Raw genomic sequence first — 21,182 nt, 5'->3', positions numbered from 1 at the left:
CCGCCCGTCCGTACCCTGGGGTTGCACCAAGCCATGACAGCCATCTCGCTGGGCATTCCGTCCGTTCCGACCCGGCTGGCCGAGCGCCGCGCCAGCCGTCAGATCCAGGTCGGATCCGTCGCCGTGGGAGGTGACGCGCCGGTCTCCGTCCAGTCGATGACGACCACGCGCACCTCCGACATCGGCGCCACCCTGCAGCAGATCGCGGAGCTGACCGCCTCCGGCTGCCAGATCGTGCGGGTGGCCGTCCCCACCCAGGACGACGCGGACGCGCTGCCGGTGATCGCCCGCAAGTCCCAGATCCCGGTCATCGCCGACATCCATTTCCAGCCCAAGTACGTGTTCGCCGCCATCGACGCCGGCTGCGCCGCCGTCCGCGTGAACCCGGGCAACATCAAGAAGTTCGACGACCAGGTCAAGGAGATCGCCAAGGCCGCGGGCGACGCCGGCACCCCGATCCGGATCGGCGTCAACGCGGGCTCGCTCGACAAGCGGCTGCTCGCCAAGTACGGCAAGGCCACCCCCGAGGCGCTCGTGGAGTCCGCCCTGTGGGAGTGCTCGCTCTTCGAGGAGCACGGCTTCCGGGACATCAAGATCTCCGTCAAGCACAACGACCCGGTCGTCATGGTCAACGCCTACCGGCAGCTCGCCGCCCGCTGCGACTACCCGCTGCACCTCGGCGTCACCGAGGCCGGGCCCGCCTTCCAGGGCACCATCAAGTCCGCCGTGGCCTTCGGCGCGCTGCTCAGCGAGGGCATCGGCGACACCATCCGGGTCTCGCTCTCCGCCCCGCCCGTGGAGGAGGTCAAGGTCGGCATCCAGATCCTGGAGTCGCTCAACCTCCGCCAGCGCGGCCTCGAGATCGTCTCCTGCCCCTCCTGCGGCCGCGCCCAGGTCGACGTCTACAAGCTGGCCGAGGAGGTCACCGCCGGCCTCACCGGCATGGACGTCCCGCTGCGGGTGGCCGTCATGGGCTGCGTGGTCAACGGCCCGGGCGAGGCCAGGGAGGCCGACCTCGGCGTCGCCTCGGGCAACGGGAAGGGCCAGATCTTCGTCAAGGGCGAGGTCATCAAGACCGTGCCCGAGTCCAAGATCGTGGAGACCCTGATCGACGAGGCCATGAAGATCGCCGAGCAGATGGAGAAGGACGGCGTCGTCTCGGGAGAGCCCGAGGTCTCCGTCAGCTGATCCCACGCGGACCGGCGACGGCCGGGAGGCATCGGGGACGCGCGCCGGTAGCATGCCCAGCACCGCTCACGTCCCTCGAACACAAGGCGCCGTCCCCCGTGCTGACCACGTCCACCACCCGGGTCCTGGAACCCACCGACCTCAGCGACGCGCTCGCCGTGCTCGACCAGGACCCGGTGGCCAACGCCTTCGTCACCGCCCGGGTGCTCGACTCCGGCCTCGAACCGCCCTACCTGGGCGGCGAGATGTGGGGCCACTACCGCCGCGGCCGGCTGGTCTCGCTCTGCTACGCCGGCGCCAACCTGGTGCCGGTCTGCGCGGGCCCGGCCGCCGTCCGGGCGTTCGCCGAGCGGGCCCTGCGCCAGGGCCGCCGGTGCTCGTCCATCGTCGGCCCGCTCGACCCGACCGCCCGCCTCTGGTCCCACCTGGAGCCGCACTGGGGGCCCGCCAGGCAGCTGCGCCGCCGGCAGCCGCTGATGACCACCGACCGGGCGCCGGGCGGCATCGCCCCCGACCCCGGCGTGCGGCGGATGCGGAAGGACGAGATGGACCTCGTGCTGCCGGCCGCCGTCGCCATGTTCACGGAGGAGGTCGGGGTCTCCCCGCTGGACGCGGCCGACGGCGGCCTCGCCTACCAGTCCCGGGTCGCCGAGACGGTCGGCACCGGGCGCTGCTTCGGCCGGATCGAGGACGGCCGCGTGGTCTTCAAGGCCGAGATCGGCGCCGTCACCCCCCACGCCTGCCAGCTCCAGGGCGTCTGGACGGCCCCCGAGCTGCGCGGCCGCGGGCTGGCCACCGCCGGCCTCGCCACCGTGCTGCGGCACGCGCTCGACGAGGTGGCGCCCGTGGTCAGCCTCTACGTCAACGACTTCAACGCCCCGGCGCTCACGGTCTACCGCCGGCTCGGCTTCGTCGAGGCCGGCGCCCTGATGAGCGTCCTGTTCTGACCGGCCGCCGCCGCGCGTCGACCGGTCCGCCGGCCATTCGCGGGTACCGGACGCGACTTCGGTGGTGCGGCGCGTTAGCCTCCCGGCATGACACCATCTGCCGGGGAGGCCGCCCCCGACGCCTGGGACATCACCGTCGCGCCGCTCGACCTCGCCGCCCGGGTGGACGAGGCGCTGGCCGTCCAGGCGCAGGCGTTCGGCCTGAGCGACGAGGAGGTGGCGGTGCGCCGCCACATCGTCCAGCGCCACCTGGCCAGCCCCGGCGCCCGTGCCCTGGGCGCCACCACCCCCGACGGCCGCCTGGTCGGCTTCGTCTACGGGATGCCCAACGACCGGGCGCAGTGGTGGTCCACCGTCGTCGAGCCCTACCTGCGCCGGGCCGGCAACGACGCCTGGCTGACCGACTCGTTCACCATCACCGAGCTGCACGTGCTGCCCGCCTACCAGCGGCACGGCATAGGCCGCCGGCTGATCACCACGCTCACCGACGCGGCCGCCGAGCCGCGCTCGATCCTCTCCGCCGTGGACACCGAGAGCCCGGCCCGCGCCCTCTACCGCAGGCTCGGCTACCAGGACCTGGCCCGCCGGGTGCTCTTCCCCTCCGCCCCCTGCCCCTACGCCGTGATGGGCGCCCACCTGCCGCTCCGCCGCTGGTAGCCCGCGGTCACAGCCAGGTCGCGAACTCCAGCAGGGCCTCCGCCTCGGACCGCCGCCCCGCCGACAGGGCGCGCCCGGCCGACTCCACCGCGCGGAACAGCGCCCAGCCGCGCAGCCGCTCGGCGGACAGCTCGACCGAGTCGGCCAGCCTGGCCACCCGGCGCCTGGTGATCGAGGCCGCGCCCGGCGAGGCCACCAGATCGTGCAGCCGGTCCCGCGCCAGCCGCGCCAGGTCGTAGGCCCGCTCGCCCACCACCGGCTCCGGGCCCACCGCCAGCCACGGCGCGCGCTCCGCGTCCGAGGCCAGCACCGCCCCCTGTCGGAAGTCCCCGTGCAGCAGCAGCCGCTCCGGCTCCCCGGCCAGCAACTCGTCCCGCGCCGCCAGCGCCGACTCGACCAGCGGCTCCGCGTCGAGGGCCGCCAGCGCGCCGTCCCGCAGCGCTGCCGCCCGCCCGGCCGTGTGCTCGGCCACGGTGGGGAACGGATGTCCCGCGCCCGGATCCACCCACAGCCGGCGGAGCACCGAGACCGCCTCCAGCGTCGCCTTGGCCTCGGGCAGCGAACGCAACGAGGTCTCGCCGTGCAGCCGCTCCAGCAGCAACGCGCCGGCCGCCGGGTCGTGGCGCAGCGCGCGGACCGCGCCCAGGCCGTCCCAGCGGCGCAGCGCCGCCTCCTCCAGCGCCGCCGGGCGCCAGGGCGCGCATATCTTCAGCGCGGCCCGGCCGCCGTCGGCGCACCCGACCAGCACCAGCATGCTGGTGCGGCCGCCCGGCGCCGTCACCCGCTCCGGCGTCAGCTCCCAGCGGGCCAGCACCTCGGCGACCAGCTCGGGCAGCCCGGCCAGCCACTCGGCGCCCTCGGGCGGGCCGGCCGTCGCCAGCCGCGCCGGCGGTGCCAGTTCCATCGTCAACGGCTCCCCTCCGTGTCGTACTCGGCGAGACCGGGGAACGGCGTCCCCGCGCCGCGCCAGCGGGCCGCGCGGACCGCCGCCTCGCTCAGGGCCGCCGCCGCGTCCCGGCGGGCCTCGCCCTCGGCGGCCCGCACCAACTCGGCGTAGGCGCCGGCGAGCCGGGACTCGAGCTCGGCGGCAAGACGCACCGCGGCCTCCCCGTCGGCCACCTCGAAGGGCAGCTCGTAGGCGGCGGCCGAGGCGACCGGGGTGCCGCCCAGGTCGCGCACCGCCCGGTGCAGCGCGTCGCGCCGCGCGCGGTGCGCCGTGTACGCCTCGTCGGCCTCCCCGGCCCGGTCCTCGGCGATCCGCGCGCCGACCACCCCGTACCCGTAGACGGCGGCGTGCTCCGCGGCCAACGCGGCCTGCGTGGCGTCCAGTTCGGGGGACGTGTCACTCATCGGGTGTCTCATGCCGGTCCGTCACCTGGCCTCGTGGAGCAGATACGCCTGGGCCGACCCGGCGGCGGCCAGCGAGGCCAGCAGCCGGGCCAGGTCGGGGGAGGCGTCGGGCACGGCGCGCAGCCTGGCCTCGGCCACCTCGCGCTCCGCGTCGGCGAGCGCGGTGAGCGCCCGGTCGGCGTCGGCCGGCACCTCGGGCTCGCCGCCCGAGGGACCGGGGGGCGAGGCGTCCCCCTCGTTGAGGGCCGCGAGGTGCGCGGTCACGGTGTCCCGGAACGGCCGCAGCGTGTCCGCCAGCGCCGGGTGCGCGGCCGCGGTCGCGTCGTAGCGCGCCAGCAGGTCGTTGCCGTCCCGCGCGGCCCGGCGGCGCAGCCCCCGCACCGTGGTGGCGGAGACGGTCCCGCCCCCGGATCCGCTCTCCTCCGAGGACGTGCAGCCCGCCAGCGCGCCGGCGGAGCATGCCAGCAGGCCGCCGAGGAACACGGCTCTTCTGGACAGGCGAGAGGGCATGGTTCCCCGTACTTCCCGTCGTCGATCGACTGTCGATCGAGTGTTGAAAGAGGTCGCAAGAGGTCGAAAAGTGAGTGGGTTCGAGTGGGTACGCTGAGGCGATAGAAAGATCACCGCCCGGTGAGCGTACCCGCGCGACCCGCGGATCCCGGCGCCACCCCGCCCCACGGCGTGCCAGGCCGGGGGCCTGAACGCGGTCGGCGTGGCGTGCCACAGGGGATAGGCTGTTGCGCGAGAGTGCCCGAGACGCACCGACGAGACGCGCCATCGACAACAGCACACGCGGCCGAGGAGTCACCCGGATGAGCACGACCCAGATCGACAGGCTGCGCGAGCTGCTGGAGCCGCTGGCCGCCGAGCGGGGGCTTGACCTGGAAGAGGTCAAGATCACTCCGGCGGGCCGGCGAAGGGTGCTCCGGGTGGCGGTCGACTCGGACGGCGGCGTCGGGCTCGAGACCTGCGCCGAGCTGAGCCGCGAGGTCTCGGCCGTGCTCGACGCCTCGGACGTGATGGGCGCCGCCCCCTACGTGCTCGAGGTGACCTCCCCGGGCGCCGAGCGCCCGTTGACCGAGCCCCGCCACTACCGCCGCTCCCGCGGTCGGCTCGTCAGGGCCCAGCTGAGCGAGGGCGGCGAGCTGGTCGCCAGGATCGTGGGCGTCGACGAGGCGGGGCTTGATCTGGAGGTCCCGGGGGAGAAGGGCCGCAAGGCCACGTCGCGCCGGGTGGAGTTCGCGGAGATCGCCCGGGCGCGGGTCGAAGTCGAGTTCAGTCGCAGGCCCGCCGGCGACGAGAGCACCGAAGGCTGAAGGAGGCGTAGTCGTGGACATCGACATGAGTGCCCTGCGGGGTCTCGTCCGAGAGAAGGAGATCTCCTTCGACCTGCTGGTGGAGGCCATCGAGTCGGCCCTCCTGATCGCCTACCACCGCACCGAGGGCAGCCGCAGGCAGGCCCGGGTGGTGCTCGACCGGAAGACCGGCCATGTGACGGTCTGGGCCAGGGAGGACCCCGACGAGCTCGAGGAGGCCGGCGAGGACGCCGAGCCACGGGAGTTCGACGACACCCCGCAGGGCTTCGGCCGGATCGCCGCCACCACCGCCAAGCAGGTGATCCTGCAGCGGCTGCGGGACGCCGAGGAGGACGTCACCTTCGGCGAGTACGCCGGGCGTGAGGGCGACGTGGTGGCCGGCGTGGTGCAGCAGGGCAGGGACCCGAAGAGCGTGCTGGTGGACATCGGCAAGCTGGAGGCGATCCTGCCGCCGCAGGAGCAGGTGCCCGGCGAGGAGTACCCGCACGGCGCCCGGTTGCGCTCATACGTGGTGCGGGTGGTCAAGGGCGCGCGCGGCCCCTCGGTCACGCTGTCCCGTACCCACCCCAACCTGGTCAGGAAGCTCTTCGAGCTGGAGGTCCCGGAGATCGCCGACGGCACCGTCGAGATCGCGGCGATCGCCCGCGAGGCCGGGCACCGCACCAAGATCGCGGTCCGCTCGCTGCGGCCCGGGCTGAACGCCAAGGGCGCCTGCATCGGACCGATGGGCGGCCGGGTGCGGAGCGTGATGGCGGAGCTGCACGGCGAGAAGATCGACATCGTGGACTGGTCGGACGACCCGGCCGAGCTGGTGGCCAACGCGCTCTCGCCGGCCCGGGTCACCCGGGTCGACGTGGTCGACCAGGCGGCCCGCTCGGCGCGCGTGACCGTGCCGGACTACCAGCTGTCGCTGGCCATCGGCAAGGAGGGGCAGAACGCCCGCCTGGCCGCCCGGCTGACCGGCTGGCGGATCGACATCAGACCCGACACCGAGCAGGCCGCCGAGCGGGCCTGAGCGGCCCGCGGCGGCCGGATCCCGGGGTGCCGGCTCGTGCCGCGGGAATGCGGTCCACCGGTCGCCTCGTTGGAAGAGTGGAGGGAAGGGCCCGCCCGCCGGGCCGGCCGCATGGGGAGGTAGACTTTACTGTGTCTGGCCGGACGCGGGCGAGAGCCTGCCCGGAACGCACCTGCGTCGGATGTCGACAGCGCTCAGCCCGAAACGGCCTGCTGCGTGTGGTGGTGATTGGGGATCGCTGTGTCCCCGATCTTCGCGGTACGCTGCCCGGTCGGGGTGCGTATGTGCATCCCACGACGAGCTGTCTCGAGCTGGCGGTCCGCCGTCGCGCGTTTCCCAGGGCCTTTCGGACCCAGGGGCCGCTCGACACCGGGCAGCTGCGACGGTGGGTCGGCCGGCCGGCGTCGTCGGAAGTGCAGGAACTGTAAGAAGTGCCGCGTGGGTGGTCCGCGCGGCAGGTACCTCGCGAGTCGGAAGTAGGTCGAGATTGCGATGAGCACTCGATGAGTACGCGATGAGTACGCCCGTGAAGTAGCGAAGGTCCGGCGGACGACCGACCCCGGACCGTAGAAGGAGCGAAGTGGCTAAGGTCCGGGTATACGAGCTCGCCAAGGAGCTTGGAGTCGAGAGCAAGGTCGTCATGGCCAAGCTCCAAGAACTTGGTGAATTCGTCCGTTCGGCGTCCTCGACGATCGAGGCGCCAGTAGTACGCAAGCTGACCGACGCGTTCAGCGGCGGCGGCAACAACCGCAAGGCCCCGCGGCCGGGCGCGCCCAGGCCGGGTGCCCCCAAGCCGGGTGCCGTGGCCCCGCGCCCCGGCCCCGCGCCGCGTCCGGGTCCCGTGCCCCCCAAGCCGAGCGCCGGTGGCCCTCGGCCGACCCCTGGCCCGAAGCCGGCCGCCAAGCCGGCCCCCGCGGCCCCCGAGTTCACCCAGCCGACGACCGGCGGTGCCGAGCAGGCTCCCCAGCAGCCTCGGCAGGAGCGTCCGGCCGGCCCGCGTCCCGGCGCCCAGCAGGGCCCGCGTCCGGGTGCCCGTCCCGGCGGTCCCGGTGCGCCCAAGCCCGGCGCCCGTCCGGGTCCCGCGCCGGCCAAGCCGGGTGCCGCGGCGCCCAAGCCGGGCGGCCGTCCGGCCGGCCCGCGTCCGGGCAACAACCCGTTCACGACCAGTGGTTCCACCGGCATGGCCAGGCCGCAACAGGCGCCGCGGCCCGGTCCGGCGCCCCGGCCTGGCGCGCCGGCCCAGGGTGGCCCGCGTCCCGGCGGTCAGGACCGTCCCCCGCGCCCGCAGGCGCCGGGTGGCGGCCGGGTGACCCCGGGCAACATGCCGCGTCCGCAGGGCGCGGCCCCCGGCGGCCCGCGTCCGGGCCCCGGCGGTAGCCGGCCCAACCCGGGCATGATGCCGCAGCGCCCGTCCGGCGCCGGCCGCCCCGGCGGCGGCCCCGGCGCCCGTCCGGGCGGTGGCGGCGGTGGCGCCCGTCCCGGTGGCGGCGGCGGTTTCGCCGGCCGCGGCGGCGGCGCGCGTCCCGGTGGCGGCGGTGGTTTCGGTGGCGGCGGTGGCCGTCCCGGCACCGGCACCCGTCCGGGTGGCGGCGGTGGCTTCGGCGGCGGCGGTGGCCGTCCCGGCGGCTTCGGCGGCGGCCCCGGCGGCGGTGGCCGGCCGGGCGGCCCGGGCGGTCGTGGTGGCACCCAGGGCGCCTTCGGGCGTCCCGGCGGCCCCGCGCGGCGCGGTCGCAAGTCGAAGCGGCAGCGGCGCCAGGAGTACGAGGCCATGCAGGCCCCGTCCATCGGCGGCGTGATGCTGCCGCGCGGCAAGGGCGAGACCATCAGGCTCTCCCGTGGCGCGTCCCTCACCGACTTCGCGGAGAAGATCAACGCCAACCCGGCGTCGCTGGTCCAGGTCATGTTCAACCTGGGCGAGATGGTCACCGCGACGCAGTCCGTCTCCGACGAGACGCTGCACCTGCTCGGCGAGGAGATGAACTACACCGTCCAGATCGTCAGCCCGGAGGAGGAGGACCGCGAGCTTCTCGAGTCCTTCGACATCGAGTTCGGCGAGAACGAGGGCGGCGAGGAGGAGCTGGTCTCCCGGCCGCCGGTGGTGACCGTCATGGGTCACGTCGACCACGGTAAGACCCGCCTGCTGGACGCGATCCGCAAGACCAACGTCATCGAGGGCGAGGCCGGCGGCATCACCCAGCACATCGGTGCCTACCAGGTGTCGATCGACGTCAACGACGAAGAGCGGCGCATCACCTTCATCGACACCCCGGGTCACGAGGCGTTCACCGCCATGCGTGCCCGTGGTGCCAAGTCGACGGACATCGCCATCCTCGTGGTGGCGGCCAACGACGGTGTGATGCCGCAGACCATCGAGGCGTTGAACCACGCCAAGGCGGCCGACGTGCCGATCGTCGTCGCGGTCAACAAGATCGACGTCGAGGGCGCCGACCCGACCAAGGTCCGCGGCCAGCTGACCGAGTTCGGCCTGGTGGCCGAGGAGTACGGCGGCGACACGATGTTCGTCGACATCTCCGCGCGCCAGGGCACCAACATCGAGTCGCTGCTCGAGGCGGTCGTCCTGACCGCCGACGCGGCCCTCGACCTGCGGGCCAACCCCAGCCAGGACGCCCAGGGCATCGCCATCGAGGCGCACCTGGACCGGGGCCGCGGCGCCGTGGCCACCGTGCTGGTCCAGCGCGGCACGCTGCGCGTCGGCGACACGATGGTGGTGGGCGACGCCCACGGCCGCGTGCGGGCCATGCTCGACGACACCGGGCGCACGCTCGCCGAGGCCGGGCCCTCGACGCCGGTGCTGGTGCAGGGTCTGACCAACGTGCCGGGCGCCGGGGACAACTTCCTGGTGGTCTCCGACGACCGGACCGCGCGGCAGATCGCCGAGAAGCGGGCCGCCCGCGAGCGGAACGCGGCGTTCGCCAAGCGCACCCGCCGGGTCTCCCTGGAGAACCTGGACACGGTGCTCAAGGCCGGCGAGGTGCAGCAGCTCAACCTCATCATCAAGGGCGACGCGTCCGGTTCCGTCGAGGCCCTGGAGTCCTCGCTGCTCCAGCTCGACGTCGGCGACGGCGTCGACCTGCGGGTGCTCCACCGGGGCGTCGGCGCGGTCACCGAGACCGACATCGACCTGGCCAGCGGCTCCGACGCCATCGTCATCGGCTTCAACGTGCGCGCCGAGGGGCGTGCCACGCAGGCGGCCGAGCGCGAGGGCGTGGACGTCCGGTACTACTCGGTCATCTACCAGGCGATCGAGGAGATCGAGGCGGCCCTGAAGGGCCTGCTGAAGCCGGAGTACGAGGAGGTCGAGCTGGGCACCGCGGAGATCCGCGAGGTCTTCCGCTCCTCCAAGCTGGGCAACATCGCGGGTGTCCTCATCCGCTCCGGCGAGGTGCGGCGGAACACCAAGGCCCGGCTGGTCCGCGACGGCAAGGTCGTCGCCGAGAACCTCACCATCGAGGGGCTGCGGCGCTTCAAGGACGATGTCACCGAGATCCGCGAGGGCTTCGAGGGCGGTATCAACCTCGGAAACTTCAACGACATCAAGGTGGACGACGTCATCGCGACCTACGAGATGCGCGAGAAGCCGCGCGTCTAGCGGTCGGGCCGGGGTCGGTCGGCGGGGGAAACCCCGTCGATCGGCCCCGGCCGTCGCCGTTACGATCACCGCATGTATACCGGGACACTCTCCTTCGACCTGCTGCTCGGCGACGTGCGCTCCCTCAAGGAGAAGCGCTCGGTGGTGCGACCGATCGTGGCGGAACTGCGGCGCAGGTTCGCCGTGAGCGTCGCCGAGGTGGGCGAGCAGGACCTGTACCGGCGGGCCCATATCGGTCTCGCCGTGGTCTCGGGGGACACCGGCCGGCTCACCGAGGTGCTCGACCAGTGCGAGCGCTGGGTGGCGGACCGCCCCGAGGTGGAACTGCTGTCCGTGCGGCGGCGGATCCACGGCGGCGAGGACGAGTAGCCGGCCGATCCGTACCGGAGCAGGCTGGCAGACAGCCGCGACATTTCCAGAACTGTGCGAGGAGACGGAGCAGTGGCCGACAAGGCACGGGCGAAGAGGCTGGCGGACCTCATCCGCGAGGTGGTCGCCCAGAAGCTGCAGCGGGACATCAAGGACCCCAGGCTGGGCAGCCGGGTGACCATCACCGACACCAGGGTCACCGGGGACCTGCGGGAGGCGACCGTCTTCTACACGGTGTACGGCGACGAGGCCGACCGGCAGGAGGTGGCCGCGGGGCTGCGCAGCGCCAGAGGCGTGCTGCGGTCGGCCGTCGGCGCGGCGGCCGGCGTCAAGCACACCCCGAGCCTGGAGTTCGTGCCCGACGCGCTGCCCGAGACCGCGCGCAACCTCGACCACCTCTTCGACAAGGCGCGGGAGCGTGACGAGGAGCTGCGCCGCTCGTCGGCCGGCGCCCAGTACGCGGCCGGCGCCGACCCCTACCGCGACGCCGGCGAGGACCGGGAGCGCGTCGGGGAGGACGAGGAGGGGCTCCCGGGCGCCGAGGAGCGCGGGGACGAGGACTGACCAGCACATGAGCCGACCCACGGCCGACGGGCTCGTCATCGTCGACAAGCCCGCCGGCTTCACCTCCCACGACGTCGTCGCGGTGCTGCGCGGCATCGCCCGCACCCGGCGCGTCGGGCACGCCGGCACCCTGGACCCGATGGCCACCGGCGTGCTGCTGCTCGGCCTCGGCCGGGCCACCCGGCTGCTCGGCCATCTGGCCCTCACCGACAAGGAGTACCGGGGCACCGTCCGGCTCGGCCAGACCACCGTCACCGACGACGCCGAGGGCGAGATCACCGGGGGCCGGGGCGCCGCCGGCCTCGACCCGGCCGACATCGCCGCCGGCGTGGCCCGGCTGACCGGGGACATCATGCAGGTGCCGGCCAAGGTCAGCGCCGTCAAGATCGACGGCAAGCGGTCCTACCGGCGGGTCCTGGCCGGCGAGGACGTGGAGATCCCGGCCCGCCCGGTGACCGTCTCCACCTTCACGGTGGACCGGGTGGTCGAGCGCACCCTTCCCGACGGCCTCACCGTCACCGACCTGGACGTCACCGTGGTCTGCTCCTCGGGCACCTACATCCGTGCCCTGGCCCGCGACCTCGGCGCCTCGCTCGGCACCGGCGGCCACCTGACGGCGCTGCGCCGCACCCGGGTCGGCCCCTACCAGGTGGACGTCGCCCGCACCCTCGACGAGCTGCGCGCCGAGCTGACCGTGCTGCCGCTCGACGAGGCCGCGGCGGCCGCCTTCCCACGCTGGGACGTGACGGAGCGGGAGGCCAGGCTGCTCGGCAACGGCGCCCGCATCACGACGCCGCGGCTGCCGGCCGGACCGGTGGCCGTCTTCGGACCCGACGACCGGCTCGTGGCGCTGGTCGAGGCCGAGGGCGACCGGGCGCGGAGCCTGGCCGTCTTCGCCCCCCAGGGCTGACCCTCCGCTCACCGGATCGGGTGAAGAGCGGCCCGGGGACTGCGGCGTCCGAGGGGCGCGCGCGGCTTCCGGTGGGATTCGGGCCGCCGCTGGGCAGGACCTCCCCCTGACTCGTCAGGGCAGGCGGCAGGGGAGGTTCGAGGATGACGATGGGCTCGGTGGCGACCACGGCCAGGACCGGGCCGGCCCTGGTGCGCGTCGGGGATCTGGCGGGCCGGCCGCGCGGCCTCGGCTTCGCGGCCGACCTGGACGGCACCCTGATCACCAGCCACGAGGCCGTCGACGGCCTCGCCAGACTGGTCCTGCGCTGGCCGGGCGGCGAGGCACGCGTCGTCGAGGCCGCGGACGTCACCGGGCTCCCGCACTGGGACCTGGCCCTGATCCGGGTCCAGGAGCCACCGCCCGGCGCGCCCGGGCTGGTCATCGCCCCCGACCGGGCGGGGCCCGTCCGGCTGCTGGTCGGCCACGACTGGGCGGACGCCACGCTGCACGCGCCGGGCGGCCCCGCCGTCTACACGGCCACCGACCGCTACCACCGGATCGAGGAGGCCCTGGAGCTGCGCCTGGCACCGGGCGCCACCGCTGGGCTCCGGCTCGACGCCGCCCACACCGGGGGGCCCGTCGTCGACCCGACCTCGGGAGCGGCGCTGGCCGTCCTCACCACGGCGCTGCGCGCACCGGGGCGCCCACCGGGCTTCGCCGTGCCCCTGCACACGGCGGCCGCCATCGAGGGCCGGGGGCCGCTCGTCGAGCTGCTGCGGCGCAACGGCACCGAGGTGCCCGGCTACGGCACCGCCCTCAACCTCGCCGGGGTGCGGGCCCTGGCCGCCGACTCGCTGACCGCCGCCGGCGTCCGCGCCACGGCCCACGACCGGCCGGAACTGGCGGCCGAACTCGTGGCGTTCGACCGGGGGAGCGCCAGCGTCGCCGCCCTGGTCGGGCCGCCCGGCACCGGCCGCACCACCCTGCTCGCCGCCCACGCCGCCCGCCGGCCGCCCACCGTCTGGCTCTCCGGTTCCGCGCTGCGGCCCGACGACGCCGGGCTGCGGGACGCCGTGCGCCGGGCCCTGGCCCGCGCCGATCCGGACGTGGCCGCCAGGACCGCGCGGGCGGCCGGACAGCCGCTGCTCGTGGTGCTCGACGGCCCGGAGGAGATGCCGGCCGAGCTGGCCGCCCGGCTCCCCGGCTGGACGCGGGCCACCGCCGACTGGCTGCGGGCCGCCGGCGCCCGCCTGGTGCTGGCCTGTCGCCCCGAGTTCTGGGAGCACGCGGGGCGACTGCACCCGCCCGGCACCCTGTACGGGGCACCGGCCGGCGCGCTCCCCGCCCACCTGCCGATCGGGGACCTCGGCCCCGGCCCGGCCAGCCGGGCCAGGGCGGCGGCCGGCCTCGACGCGGCCGACCTCGCCCCCGGCGAGGCGGCACACCCGCTGTCGCTGCGGATGCTGGCCCGGATCCGCGCCGCCCAGCCCGTGGGCGCCGGCGGCGCCCCCGACCGGGACGAGATCTTCTCGGCCCACCTCGACCTCCTCGCGCTCCGCCTGGCCGAGACGCTGGCCGGCGGCGCCGCCGACCGGCACGCCGCGACCAGGGCGGCGGCCAGGGTCCACCAGGCGGCCCGGCGCTCGGCCCTGACCGGCGTCCTGCCGAGGCGGGCCTTCGACGCCCTCTTCCCCTGGCCCGGCGGCTGGGCCAGGGCCGTGCTCGACCAGGGGCTGCTGCGTCCTGCCGGCGCCGACTACCGGTTCGCCGACGAGGAGTTCGCCGACTGGCTGCACGGCCGCCACCTCGCGGTGGACGCCGCGCTCGCGGCCGCGGCACGCGGCGGGCTGCCGAGGCACCGGGCCGGCGCCCTCACCCAGGCCCTGCTGCGCCTTGCCCGCGGGCGCGGCGCGGCGGCCCTGCGCGGCCTGCTGCCGCTGCCGGCCGCCGGAGAGCCCGCCGACCGGGGCTGGTGGGCGGCCCGGCTGAGCCGGCAGGTGCTGCCGGCGCTGCCCGACGCACGCCCGCTGCTGGCCGAGCTCCGGGCGCTCGCCGACCTGGTCGGCGCCGGCGCCGTCCCGGCCGAGCCCTTCGGACCCGACTTCTGGCGCGCGCTCTCCGTCGAGGAGGACGACAGGATCGACCTGCTCCGCCGGCTGCTGCCCGCCGACCGCGGAAGCCACGGGCCGCGCTACCTCAGCGCGGTGAGCGAACTCCTGGCCGCCCGGCCACGGCAGGCGGCCGCCCGGCTCTGCCGCTGGTTCGACGACGACCGGCCACTGCGCTTCGCGGGGGAGGGCGAGCCGCCCGAGGACGTCACGGTGGCCTCGGCCGCCCAGGCCCTGCTGCACACCCACCGCCGCCTGGCCCCGGACGAGCTCACCGAGGCCCTGATCGACGCCGGCCATCCGCGCGCCGACGAACTGCTCGCCGAACTCGCCCACGACGAGCCGGCCGCGCTCTGCCGCGCGGTGGAGCGCTGGACGCAGGACGACCGGCCGGAACGCAGGGCCGCCGCCGTCGACCACGGACTGCGCACCGCCGGGCGTTCCCCCCACGCCCTGACCGACCAGGACCGCGGGCTGCTGCGCTACGCGGCCAGGGCGCTGCTCGCCCGCCCCGAGGACGCCGCGCTGCACCCGAGCGCCTGCGCGCTGCTGGTCCAGGCGGCGCCGGTCGGCGAGCCGGGCGAGGGTGGGAGGGACCGCGAGGAGTCGGGCGCCGGCCAGGGCAAGGCGGGCGTCCCTCGCCGGGAGGGGGCCCGGTACCGTGGAGCGGCAGGTCCACACGGATAGCGGCATAGCGGCATAGCGGATAGCGCGAGGAGCGATGAACGGTGGAGCGCTGGCGTGATATGGCGGACATCCCCGGCGACTGGGGACGCAGCGTCGTCACCATCGGCTCGTACGACGGTGTTCACCGCGGGCACCAGCTGATCATCGGTAGGGCGGTGGCCCACGCCAGGGATCTCGGCGTGCCGGCGGTCGTCGTCACCTTCGACCCCCACCCCAAGGAGGTCACCAGGCCGGGCAGCCATCCGCCGCTGCTCGCCCCGCACCCGCGGCGCGCCGAGCTGCTGGCGGACCTGGGCGTGGACGCCGTGCTCGTGCTGCCGTTCACCAAGGAGTTCTCCCAGCTCTCGCCCGCCGAGTTCGTGGTGAAGGTGCTGGTGGAGAAGTTGCACGCGCGTGCCGTCGTGGAGGGGCCCAACTTCCGCTTCGGGCACCGCGCCGCCGGCACCGTGGCGACACTGGCCGAGCTGGGGGTGACCTACGGCTTCGAGGTGCTGGTGGTCGACCTGTTCGAGCGCGGCGGCCCGGGCGACGAGCCGTTCTCGTCCTCGCTGGCGAGGAGGCTGATCGCGGAGGGCGACGTGGCCGCCGCCGGCGAGGTGCTCGGCCGCCCGCACCGGGTCGAGGGCACCGTGGTGCACGGGGCCGGGCGCGGCCGGGAGTTGGGCGTGCACACCGCCAACCTGGACGTGGTGCCGCACTCGGCGGTGCCGGCCGACGGCGTCTACGCGGGCTGGCTGCTGGCCGCCGGGGAGCGGTTCCCCGCGGCCATCTCGGTCGGCACCAACCCGCAGTTCAACGGCACCGAGCGCACCGTCGAGGCGCACGCGCTCGACCGCACGGACCTCGACCTCTACGGACAGTCGGTGGCCATCGACTTCCTGACCCGGCTGCGCGGCCAGGAGGTCTTCGACTCCGTCGAGGGGCTGCTCGAGCGGATCGACGAGGACCGGCGCAGGGCCCGTGAGTTGACCGCCGGCGGCTGACCGGCCCCGCCCGGGGCCGGCCGGCCGCCCGACCCTGGTGGCTAGCCCTGGGGCGGCTGGGCCGGCCAGGCCCCCGGCTGCTGCGGGAAGCCGTACCCGAACCCGGGCTGCGGCGGCTGCTGCCCGGCCCCCGGGTGGCCCGGCTGCGGCGGCTGCTGCTGGCCCGGCTGTGGCTGGGGGTACGGGGCGTGCGGCTGCTGTTGGGCCGGGGGCACCTGCTGCGGGTGCTGCTGCGGGTGTCCGGGCTGGCCCGGCTGCGGGTAGCCGTAGGCCGGCGGCTGCTGCCCCTGCCCGGGCAGCGGCGGCGCGACCTGCGGCGGCAGCCCGCCGTCCGGCGTCCACAGGCCCTGCTCCTGCTGCACCCGCACGAAGTCCTCGGCGATCAGCGCGGCCAACTCGAAGTAGGCCTGCCGGGTCTTGGGCCGCATCATGTCCAACTCGACCTCGGCGCCGGCCGCCAGGTGCTCGTCGAACGGCGCCACGATCACCCCGCGGCAGCGGGTCTGGAAGTGGGCCACGATGTCCTCGACCTTGACCATCCGGCCCGTCTCCCGGACTCCGGAGATCACGGTGATGCTGCGCTGCACCAGATCGCCGTAGCCGTGCGCGGCCAGCCAGTCCATGGTGGTGCTGGCGCTGCTCGCCCCGTCCACCGAGGGGGTCGAGACGATGATCAGCTGGTGGGCGAGGTCGAGCACCCCGCGCATCGCGCTGTACAGCAGGCCGGTGCCCGAGTCGGTGAGGATGATCGGGTACTGCTTGGCCAGCACGTCGATGACGCGCCGGTAGTCCTCGTCGTTGAAGGTGGTCGAGACGGCCGGGTCCACGTCGTTGGCCAGGATCTCCAGGCCCGAGGGCGCCTGCGAGGTGAACCGGCGGATGTCCATGTAGCTGTTCAGGTAGGGGATGGCGCCGACCAGGTCACGGATGGTGGCCCCGGTCTCGCGGCGCACCCGGCGGCCGAGCGTGCCGGCGTCCGGGTTGGCGTCGATCGCGATCACCTTGTCCTGGCGCTCACTGGCCAGGGTGGCGCCGAGCGCCGTGGTGGTGGTCGTCTTGCCCACGCCGCCCTTGAGGCTGATCACCGCGATCCGGTAGCCGGAGAGCACCGGGGTGCGGATGACGGCGAGCTTCCGCTGCCGCTCCTCCTCGGCCGCCCGGCCACCGATCCGGAAGCGCGAGGCGGGCTTGCTGACGGGCTGCGAACGCGGCTTGTTGCGGCGCTTGTCGTGCAGCAGCCGGTCGGACGACAGCTCGACCGAGGCCGTGTACCCGAGCGCGCCCGGCTGCGGCTGGGCGTTGTACTGCTGCGGGTCGGGCCAACTGGTGCCGGCCCTGGGGTCCTGTGGCTGTGCCGGCGGCTGCGGCTGCGGCTGTGCCGGCGCGGCCGGGGCCGGGGCCGGGGTGGCGCCGGTGGCCTGCTGCTGCGCGGGCACGCCGGGCTGCGGGAACCCGGGTTGTGGGAACCCGGGCTGTGGCGCGGGGGGTTGCTGCTGCTGACCCGGCTGTGGCCACTGCACGGCCGGCGGTTGGGCGCCGCCGCCCCCGGGGGGCGGGAAGCCGTAGCCGGCGGGGGCGCCCGGCACACCGGGCTGCGGCCCGGGCGCGGCGGCCGGCACCGGCCCCTGCACCGGCTGCGGGAACCCGTAGCCACCGGGCGCGTTGGGCTGTGGCTGCGCCGGCGGCAGCGCGTGCTGCTGCGGCTGTGCCTGCGGCTGCTGGGCCGGGGTCGGCTGGGGAGCGCCCGGAACCGACTGCTGCGCCGGGGCGGACGTCGGCTGCGGCGGTTCCGGCCACTGCGGGGCCGGCGGTTGGGCGCCGCCCGGCGGAGGCGGGAATCCGTAGCCACTCGGCGCGTTGGCCGCCGGAGACGGGGGCGGCTGCGGCGGGCTCGGTGGCTGCGCCGCGGCCGGCGGCTGCGGGAAGCCATAGCCGCCGGGGGCGCTGGCCGGCTGGGCCGGTTGGGCCGGCTCGGGCCAGCGGGGGAGTGCGGGGAGGCCGGGGGCGGCGTCCGCCGCCGCGGGACCGCTGGGCGGGGGCAGCGCGGGCAGCCCGGGCGGAGCGGCTGGCGTGGCCGGAGCGGCCGACGGCTGCGCGGGCGGGGGCCCGTCCTCCGTGACCTCGTCGAGCAGTTCGGGCCCCTGCTCGGGCTCCGGGTCCTCCTCGACGTCCAACGCGGACTCCGTCGCCGGCTTGGCGAACTCGACCTGGACGGGCGGCTCGTCGGGCTGCGCCGCGCGCTGCGGCGTGAAGATGGCGGTGTTCTCGGAGGCCACGGGGCCGGCGCCGTCGGTGGCCGGTGCGGTCGTGTCGGACGGCGTCGACGGGCCGGCCTGGAAGTCCGGCGGGAGCGGGGGCAGCCCACCGGGCAACGCCGGCGGGGCGGGGGGCGCGGCCGGCGGCGGTGTGGCCGCTGCCGCGGACGACTCCTCGGCCGCAGGCTCGGCCGGCTCAGCCGGCTCCGGCGCGGGCGCAGAGGCGGCGTTGGCCTTCCGCACGGCCTGCGGCGAGATCAGCATGGTGGAGGCCGGGGCCACGTCGTCCGACCGCTCCTCGGCCTCGGCGTCGGCCACCCGCTCAGGCTCAGGCTCGGGCTCGGGTGTGGGGGCGGGCGGTGGTGGCGGGGGGCCCGTCACCGAGGCGGGCGGCGGCCCGGGGAAGACCGGCGGCTGGGGCGCCGGCGGCGCCGGCTCGGGCTCGGGCTGCGACACCTCGGGTCGGGCGGCCTCGGGCTCGGGTGTGGGGGCGGGCGGTGGTGGCGGGGGGCCGGTCACCGAGGCGGGCGGCGGCCCGGGGAACGCCGGCGGCTGGGCGCCGGGAGCCGGAGGCGGGCCGACCGGCGCACCGGGCGTGGGCGGCGGGCCGGGGAAGGCCGGCGGCGCGGGCGTGGAGGGCTGCTGGGCCGCGGGCTGCTGGGCGGCCGCGGGCGGTCCGACCGGCGGTCCGGCGGGAGGCTGTTGCTGCTGGGGTGGCACGGCCGCGCCGCCGCCGGCCGGAGCCGCGGGCTGGCTCGCGCCGCCGCCGGAATACCAGGCCGGCGGCGTGTAGTCGATGGTGAACTGCCCCGTGGTCTCGGACTCCTCCTCGAGGAGTTCGTCATCGGGGCGTTCGTCGGCGGAGGTCTCCTCCGCGGTGCGAACCCTGTCCCGATCGCTGTTCACGACGCCTCCCGCTGCTGGTTATGCCTCTGATCCGCATCTGTAGTGGCCCGCTACGTCGGATGACGGACCGGATCTCCCGAGCGGTTCCCCCGGCACGGGATCAGGCCATTCTGTACGGCACACCTGACGTGCCCACCATCACCCTAGTCGTCACCGCCGGAACTCCCCCACCCCTCCCCAGTAGGTGCGGGTTCCCTCACAAGGCGAACGTCGGGCAGGCGACCATCAGTTGCATGAAATGGGGGGAATAGTCCCCTTATGCCGCCCAGCGGACTGCCTCCCGCAACACCCTCAGCCGGTGGGATCGAGGCGGCTCGGGTTACCCAGCAGACCGGTCTCGCCGTCCGTCGGCACCATCCGCACCAACCGCCGCGACGTCCTGGTGCACCACAGCACGGCGTCCTCCGCGAAGGTCGACAGCGCCTCCGCCTGCACGGCGGGGAGCGCCATGAGACGGCCGAGCTGGACCGCCTCCTCGGGCGACACCCGCTGGATCCCCACCAGCGAGGCCCGCTCCAGCAACGGCGGGGCCGCCGGGCTCAGATAGGGCAGCAGCGTCAGCACCGGCTGCCAGGGGCCCGAGGCCACCCGGCCGCGCGGCGGCCGCGTGCCGCAGTCCCGCACCACGAGCACCGGACTGCCGAGCGTGGCGCCCAACGGCGGGACCCGGCCCACCTCGTGCAGCGTCATGCACTCGACCCCGCCGTTGGCCGCCTGAGCGAGCCGCGCCCAGACCGGCGCCCGCGCCGTCTCCACCGCGACCCGGGCCCCGGTGGCCACCGCGCGCAGCGCCAGGACCTGCGCCGCCCACACGCCACCCACCAACACCATGTCGTACGGCACGGGATGGTGGATCCCCAACACGGCGGGGCGGGACCGGGCGTCGACGCCGACGATGATGCCGTCGTCCCCGACCGGCAGCGCGAGGGCGCCCAACCCGTCGGCGGACAGCACATGCCCTCCGTGGCCCATCAGTGCATCCCTCCCAGTGGCAACGTGGCCCGCACCCCCGGCAGCTGCTGCCGGTCCATCCGGGCGAGCTGCAGCCCGGAGCCGCGCGCCGCGCTCGCCAACTGCCGGCTCGCCGCCCGCAGCTCCGCCTCGCTCCTGCCGGTCACCCGGACGTGAGCGCCGAGCGCCACCGAGCGCCGGCCCTCGCTGCGCAGCGTCAACGAGAAGGTGGTGGCGAACGCGGGCAGCGACGTCAGCAGCGCCACCAGGCCCGGCAGCGGCGTCGCGCCCGGCCCCAACGCGGGCCAGCGGGCCACCCGGAACGTCGTGTGCCAGCGGTCGTCGCAGCGCCACACCCGCGCGCCCTCCGCCGTGCGGCGCGGGCGTGGCCCCTCGGCCTGCCCGATCTGCGTGGTGGCCGCCGGGTCGGAACTGGTGCACGCGGCCACCGCCGAGAGCAGCTCGCCCTCGGTCAGCACCGTGGCGCGGAACCCGGCGCCCGCGAGCCGGCTCGCCAACTGCTCCACCGCCCTGGCCAGCGCGCGCTGCGCGCCCACCAGACCGCCGCCCCGCTCGGCCACCGCCGCCGGGCACAGCTCGGGGTCGAACCGCAGCGCCACCCACGTCAGCCGCAGCGCCGGCGCGCCGCCGGGCCCCTGCGGTTGCAACAGGGCGTAACTCGCGCCGGCCACCGACCGGTCGGGCAGCTGCGGCGCCGGCGCCGGCTGGGTGTGCTGCACCGACTGCACCGAGGCCAGCCGTATCCCGTCCGTGTCCAGCGCGTCGTGCAGCAACGAGAGCGGCAACGGCCGCACCCCGTGGCCGGGTTGCAGCGGAGCGAGCGCGGCCTCCACCCGCAGCACCGCCGTCAGCGAACCGCCGTCCGCCACCATGCCCAGCTCCCGCCGATCCCGGGCCGCGTACGCGTGGCTCACGAGGCCGGGCACACACTCGGCGGCGAGCGAGACCAGCGGATCGCCCCCGGCCGGCAGCGGCCCGGCCGCCTGCCGCCTCCGCCGCCTGAGCGCGAGCGCCGACCCCACCCAGAGCGGCAACGGCTCCCCCCGGCGCCACGCCGCCACCACCAGCACCAGCAGCGCCACGGGCGGCAGCGCCAGCGCCCACAGCGCCAGGCGCGCGGGACCGGCCACGGCGAGGCCCCCCAACACCAGGGCGCCGGCCACCTGGAGGCACACCAGCGGCCAGAGCGCGAGCAGCCCGCCCGAGCCGGCCGGCGGACGCGGCGACACCCCCTCGGCGCGCACCGCGTCGGCACCGGCCGCACCGGCCGGATCGGATCGCACCGCTGTCGCGGCAGCCGTCACCATGCTCTTCGCCCCCCTCCTCACCGTGATCGGATCGTCACCCGGCATAGTAGGTCCCC

At 75.6% G+C, this 21,182-nt stretch carries 18 protein-coding genes; 12 read left to right on the top strand and 6 right to left on the bottom strand.

The window, feature by feature from the left end; translation table 11 throughout:
- Positions 1-33: 33 nt before the first annotated feature.
- The 3 genes from ispG (at position 34) to RNC47_RS22260 (ending at position 2,792) form a co-directional block, all read left to right on the top strand.
- Positions 34-1,188, top strand: coding sequence for a flavodoxin-dependent (E)-4-hydroxy-3-methylbut-2-enyl-diphosphate synthase (gene ispG / locus RNC47_RS22270; RefSeq protein ID WP_311601265.1), 1,155 nt, complete (start codon positions 34-36; stop codon positions 1,186-1,188).
- 98 nt (positions 1,189-1,286) lie between these two features.
- On the top strand, positions 1,287-2,135 hold the full coding sequence (locus RNC47_RS22265; RefSeq protein ID WP_311601264.1) for a GNAT family N-acetyltransferase: 849 nt from the start codon (positions 1,287-1,289) through the stop codon (positions 2,133-2,135).
- An 87-nt stretch (positions 2,136-2,222) separates the two neighbouring features.
- A complete protein-coding gene (locus RNC47_RS22260; protein WP_311601263.1) occupies positions 2,223-2,792 on the top strand; it encodes a GNAT family N-acetyltransferase in 570 nt (189 codons plus the stop codon).
- A 7-nt stretch (positions 2,793-2,799) separates the two neighbouring features.
- Here the strand turns inward: RNC47_RS22260 and RNC47_RS22255 are convergent, their stop codons facing one another.
- Genes RNC47_RS22255 through RNC47_RS22245 form a run of 3 tightly spaced genes read right to left on the bottom strand, consistent with a single transcriptional unit; the run spans position 2,800 to position 4,652 of the window.
- Positions 2,800-3,696 carry an aminoglycoside phosphotransferase family protein gene (locus RNC47_RS22255; protein ID WP_311601262.1) on the bottom strand — a complete coding sequence of 299 codons (897 nt, stop codon included), beginning with the start codon at positions 3,694-3,696 and terminating at the stop codon, positions 2,800-2,802.
- 2 nt (positions 3,697-3,698) lie between these two features.
- On the bottom strand, positions 3,699-4,142 hold the full coding sequence (locus RNC47_RS22250) for a ferritin-like domain-containing protein (RefSeq protein WP_311601261.1): 444 nt from the start codon (positions 4,140-4,142) through the stop codon (positions 3,699-3,701).
- 21 nt (positions 4,143-4,163) lie between these two features.
- A complete protein-coding gene (locus RNC47_RS22245) occupies positions 4,164-4,652 on the bottom strand; it encodes a hypothetical protein (protein WP_311601260.1) in 489 nt (162 codons plus the stop codon).
- 302 nt (positions 4,653-4,954) lie between these two features.
- Here RNC47_RS22245 and rimP point away from each other — a divergent pair, with 302 nt between their 5' ends.
- The 9 genes from rimP (at position 4,955) to RNC47_RS22200 (ending at position 15,686) form a co-directional block, all read left to right on the top strand.
- Positions 4,955-5,458, top strand: a complete 504-nt coding sequence (gene rimP / locus RNC47_RS22240; RefSeq protein WP_311601259.1) for a ribosome maturation factor RimP — start codon at positions 4,955-4,957, stop codon at positions 5,456-5,458.
- A 13-nt stretch (positions 5,459-5,471) separates the two neighbouring features.
- Positions 5,472-6,473, top strand: coding sequence for a transcription termination factor NusA (gene nusA, locus RNC47_RS22235; RefSeq protein ID WP_311601258.1), 1,002 nt, complete (start codon positions 5,472-5,474; stop codon positions 6,471-6,473).
- Positions 6,474-6,604: 131 nt separating this feature from the next.
- Positions 6,605-6,901 carry a YlxR family protein gene (locus RNC47_RS22230; protein ID WP_311601257.1) on the top strand — a complete coding sequence of 99 codons (297 nt, stop codon included), beginning with the start codon at positions 6,605-6,607 and terminating at the stop codon, positions 6,899-6,901.
- Positions 6,902-7,053: 152 nt separating this feature from the next.
- On the top strand, positions 7,054-10,083 hold the full coding sequence (gene infB / locus RNC47_RS22225) for a translation initiation factor IF-2 (protein WP_311601256.1): 3,030 nt from the start codon (positions 7,054-7,056) through the stop codon (positions 10,081-10,083).
- Positions 10,084-10,155: 72 nt separating this feature from the next.
- Positions 10,156-10,452: a DUF503 domain-containing protein gene (locus RNC47_RS22220; RefSeq protein ID WP_311601255.1), complete on the top strand. Its 297-nt coding sequence runs from the start codon at positions 10,156-10,158 to the stop codon at positions 10,450-10,452.
- A 72-nt stretch (positions 10,453-10,524) separates the two neighbouring features.
- Complete coding sequence (rbfA, locus tag RNC47_RS22215; protein WP_311601254.1) at positions 10,525-11,016, top strand: 30S ribosome-binding factor RbfA; 492 nt, start codon at positions 10,525-10,527, stop codon at positions 11,014-11,016.
- 7 nt (positions 11,017-11,023) lie between these two features.
- Positions 11,024-11,926, top strand: coding sequence for a tRNA pseudouridine(55) synthase TruB (truB, locus tag RNC47_RS22210; RefSeq protein ID WP_311601252.1), 903 nt, complete (start codon positions 11,024-11,026; stop codon positions 11,924-11,926).
- Positions 11,927-12,069: 143 nt separating this feature from the next.
- Positions 12,070-14,703 (top strand): serine protease, encoded by a 2,634-nt coding sequence (locus tag RNC47_RS22205; RefSeq protein WP_311601251.1) that lies wholly within the window; start codon positions 12,070-12,072, stop codon positions 14,701-14,703.
- A gap of 41 nt (positions 14,704-14,744) precedes the next feature.
- Positions 14,745-15,686: a bifunctional riboflavin kinase/FAD synthetase gene (locus tag RNC47_RS22200; protein ID WP_311601250.1), complete on the top strand. Its 942-nt coding sequence runs from the start codon at positions 14,745-14,747 to the stop codon at positions 15,684-15,686.
- 41 nt (positions 15,687-15,727) lie between these two features.
- Here the strand turns inward: RNC47_RS22200 and RNC47_RS22195 are convergent, their stop codons facing one another.
- From RNC47_RS22195 to eccE, 3 genes are all read right to left on the bottom strand, one after another.
- Positions 15,728-18,847 carry an SCO5717 family growth-regulating ATPase gene (locus tag RNC47_RS22195; protein WP_311601249.1) on the bottom strand — a complete coding sequence of 1,040 codons (3,120 nt, stop codon included), beginning with the start codon at positions 18,845-18,847 and terminating at the stop codon, positions 15,728-15,730.
- A gap of 291 nt (positions 18,848-19,138) precedes the next feature.
- Positions 19,139-19,819 carry a hypothetical protein gene (locus tag RNC47_RS22190; protein ID WP_311601248.1) on the bottom strand — a complete coding sequence of 227 codons (681 nt, stop codon included), beginning with the start codon at positions 19,817-19,819 and terminating at the stop codon, positions 19,139-19,141.
- Positions 19,819-21,126 (bottom strand): type VII secretion protein EccE, encoded by a 1,308-nt coding sequence (gene eccE, locus RNC47_RS22185; protein ID WP_311601246.1) that lies wholly within the window; start codon positions 21,124-21,126, stop codon positions 19,819-19,821. The genes RNC47_RS22190 and eccE overlap by 1 nt, the downstream gene beginning before the upstream one ends.
- Positions 21,127-21,182: the final 56 nt, after the last annotated feature.

This window comes from Streptomyces millisiae (assembly GCF_031845425.1).
In the GTDB taxonomy this organism is placed as follows: domain Bacteria; phylum Actinomycetota; class Actinomycetes; order Streptomycetales; family Streptomycetaceae; genus Streptomyces; species Streptomyces millisiae.
Note: the sequence above shows the minus strand (reverse complement) of the source record. Positions and strands in the feature narration are given on the sequence as shown.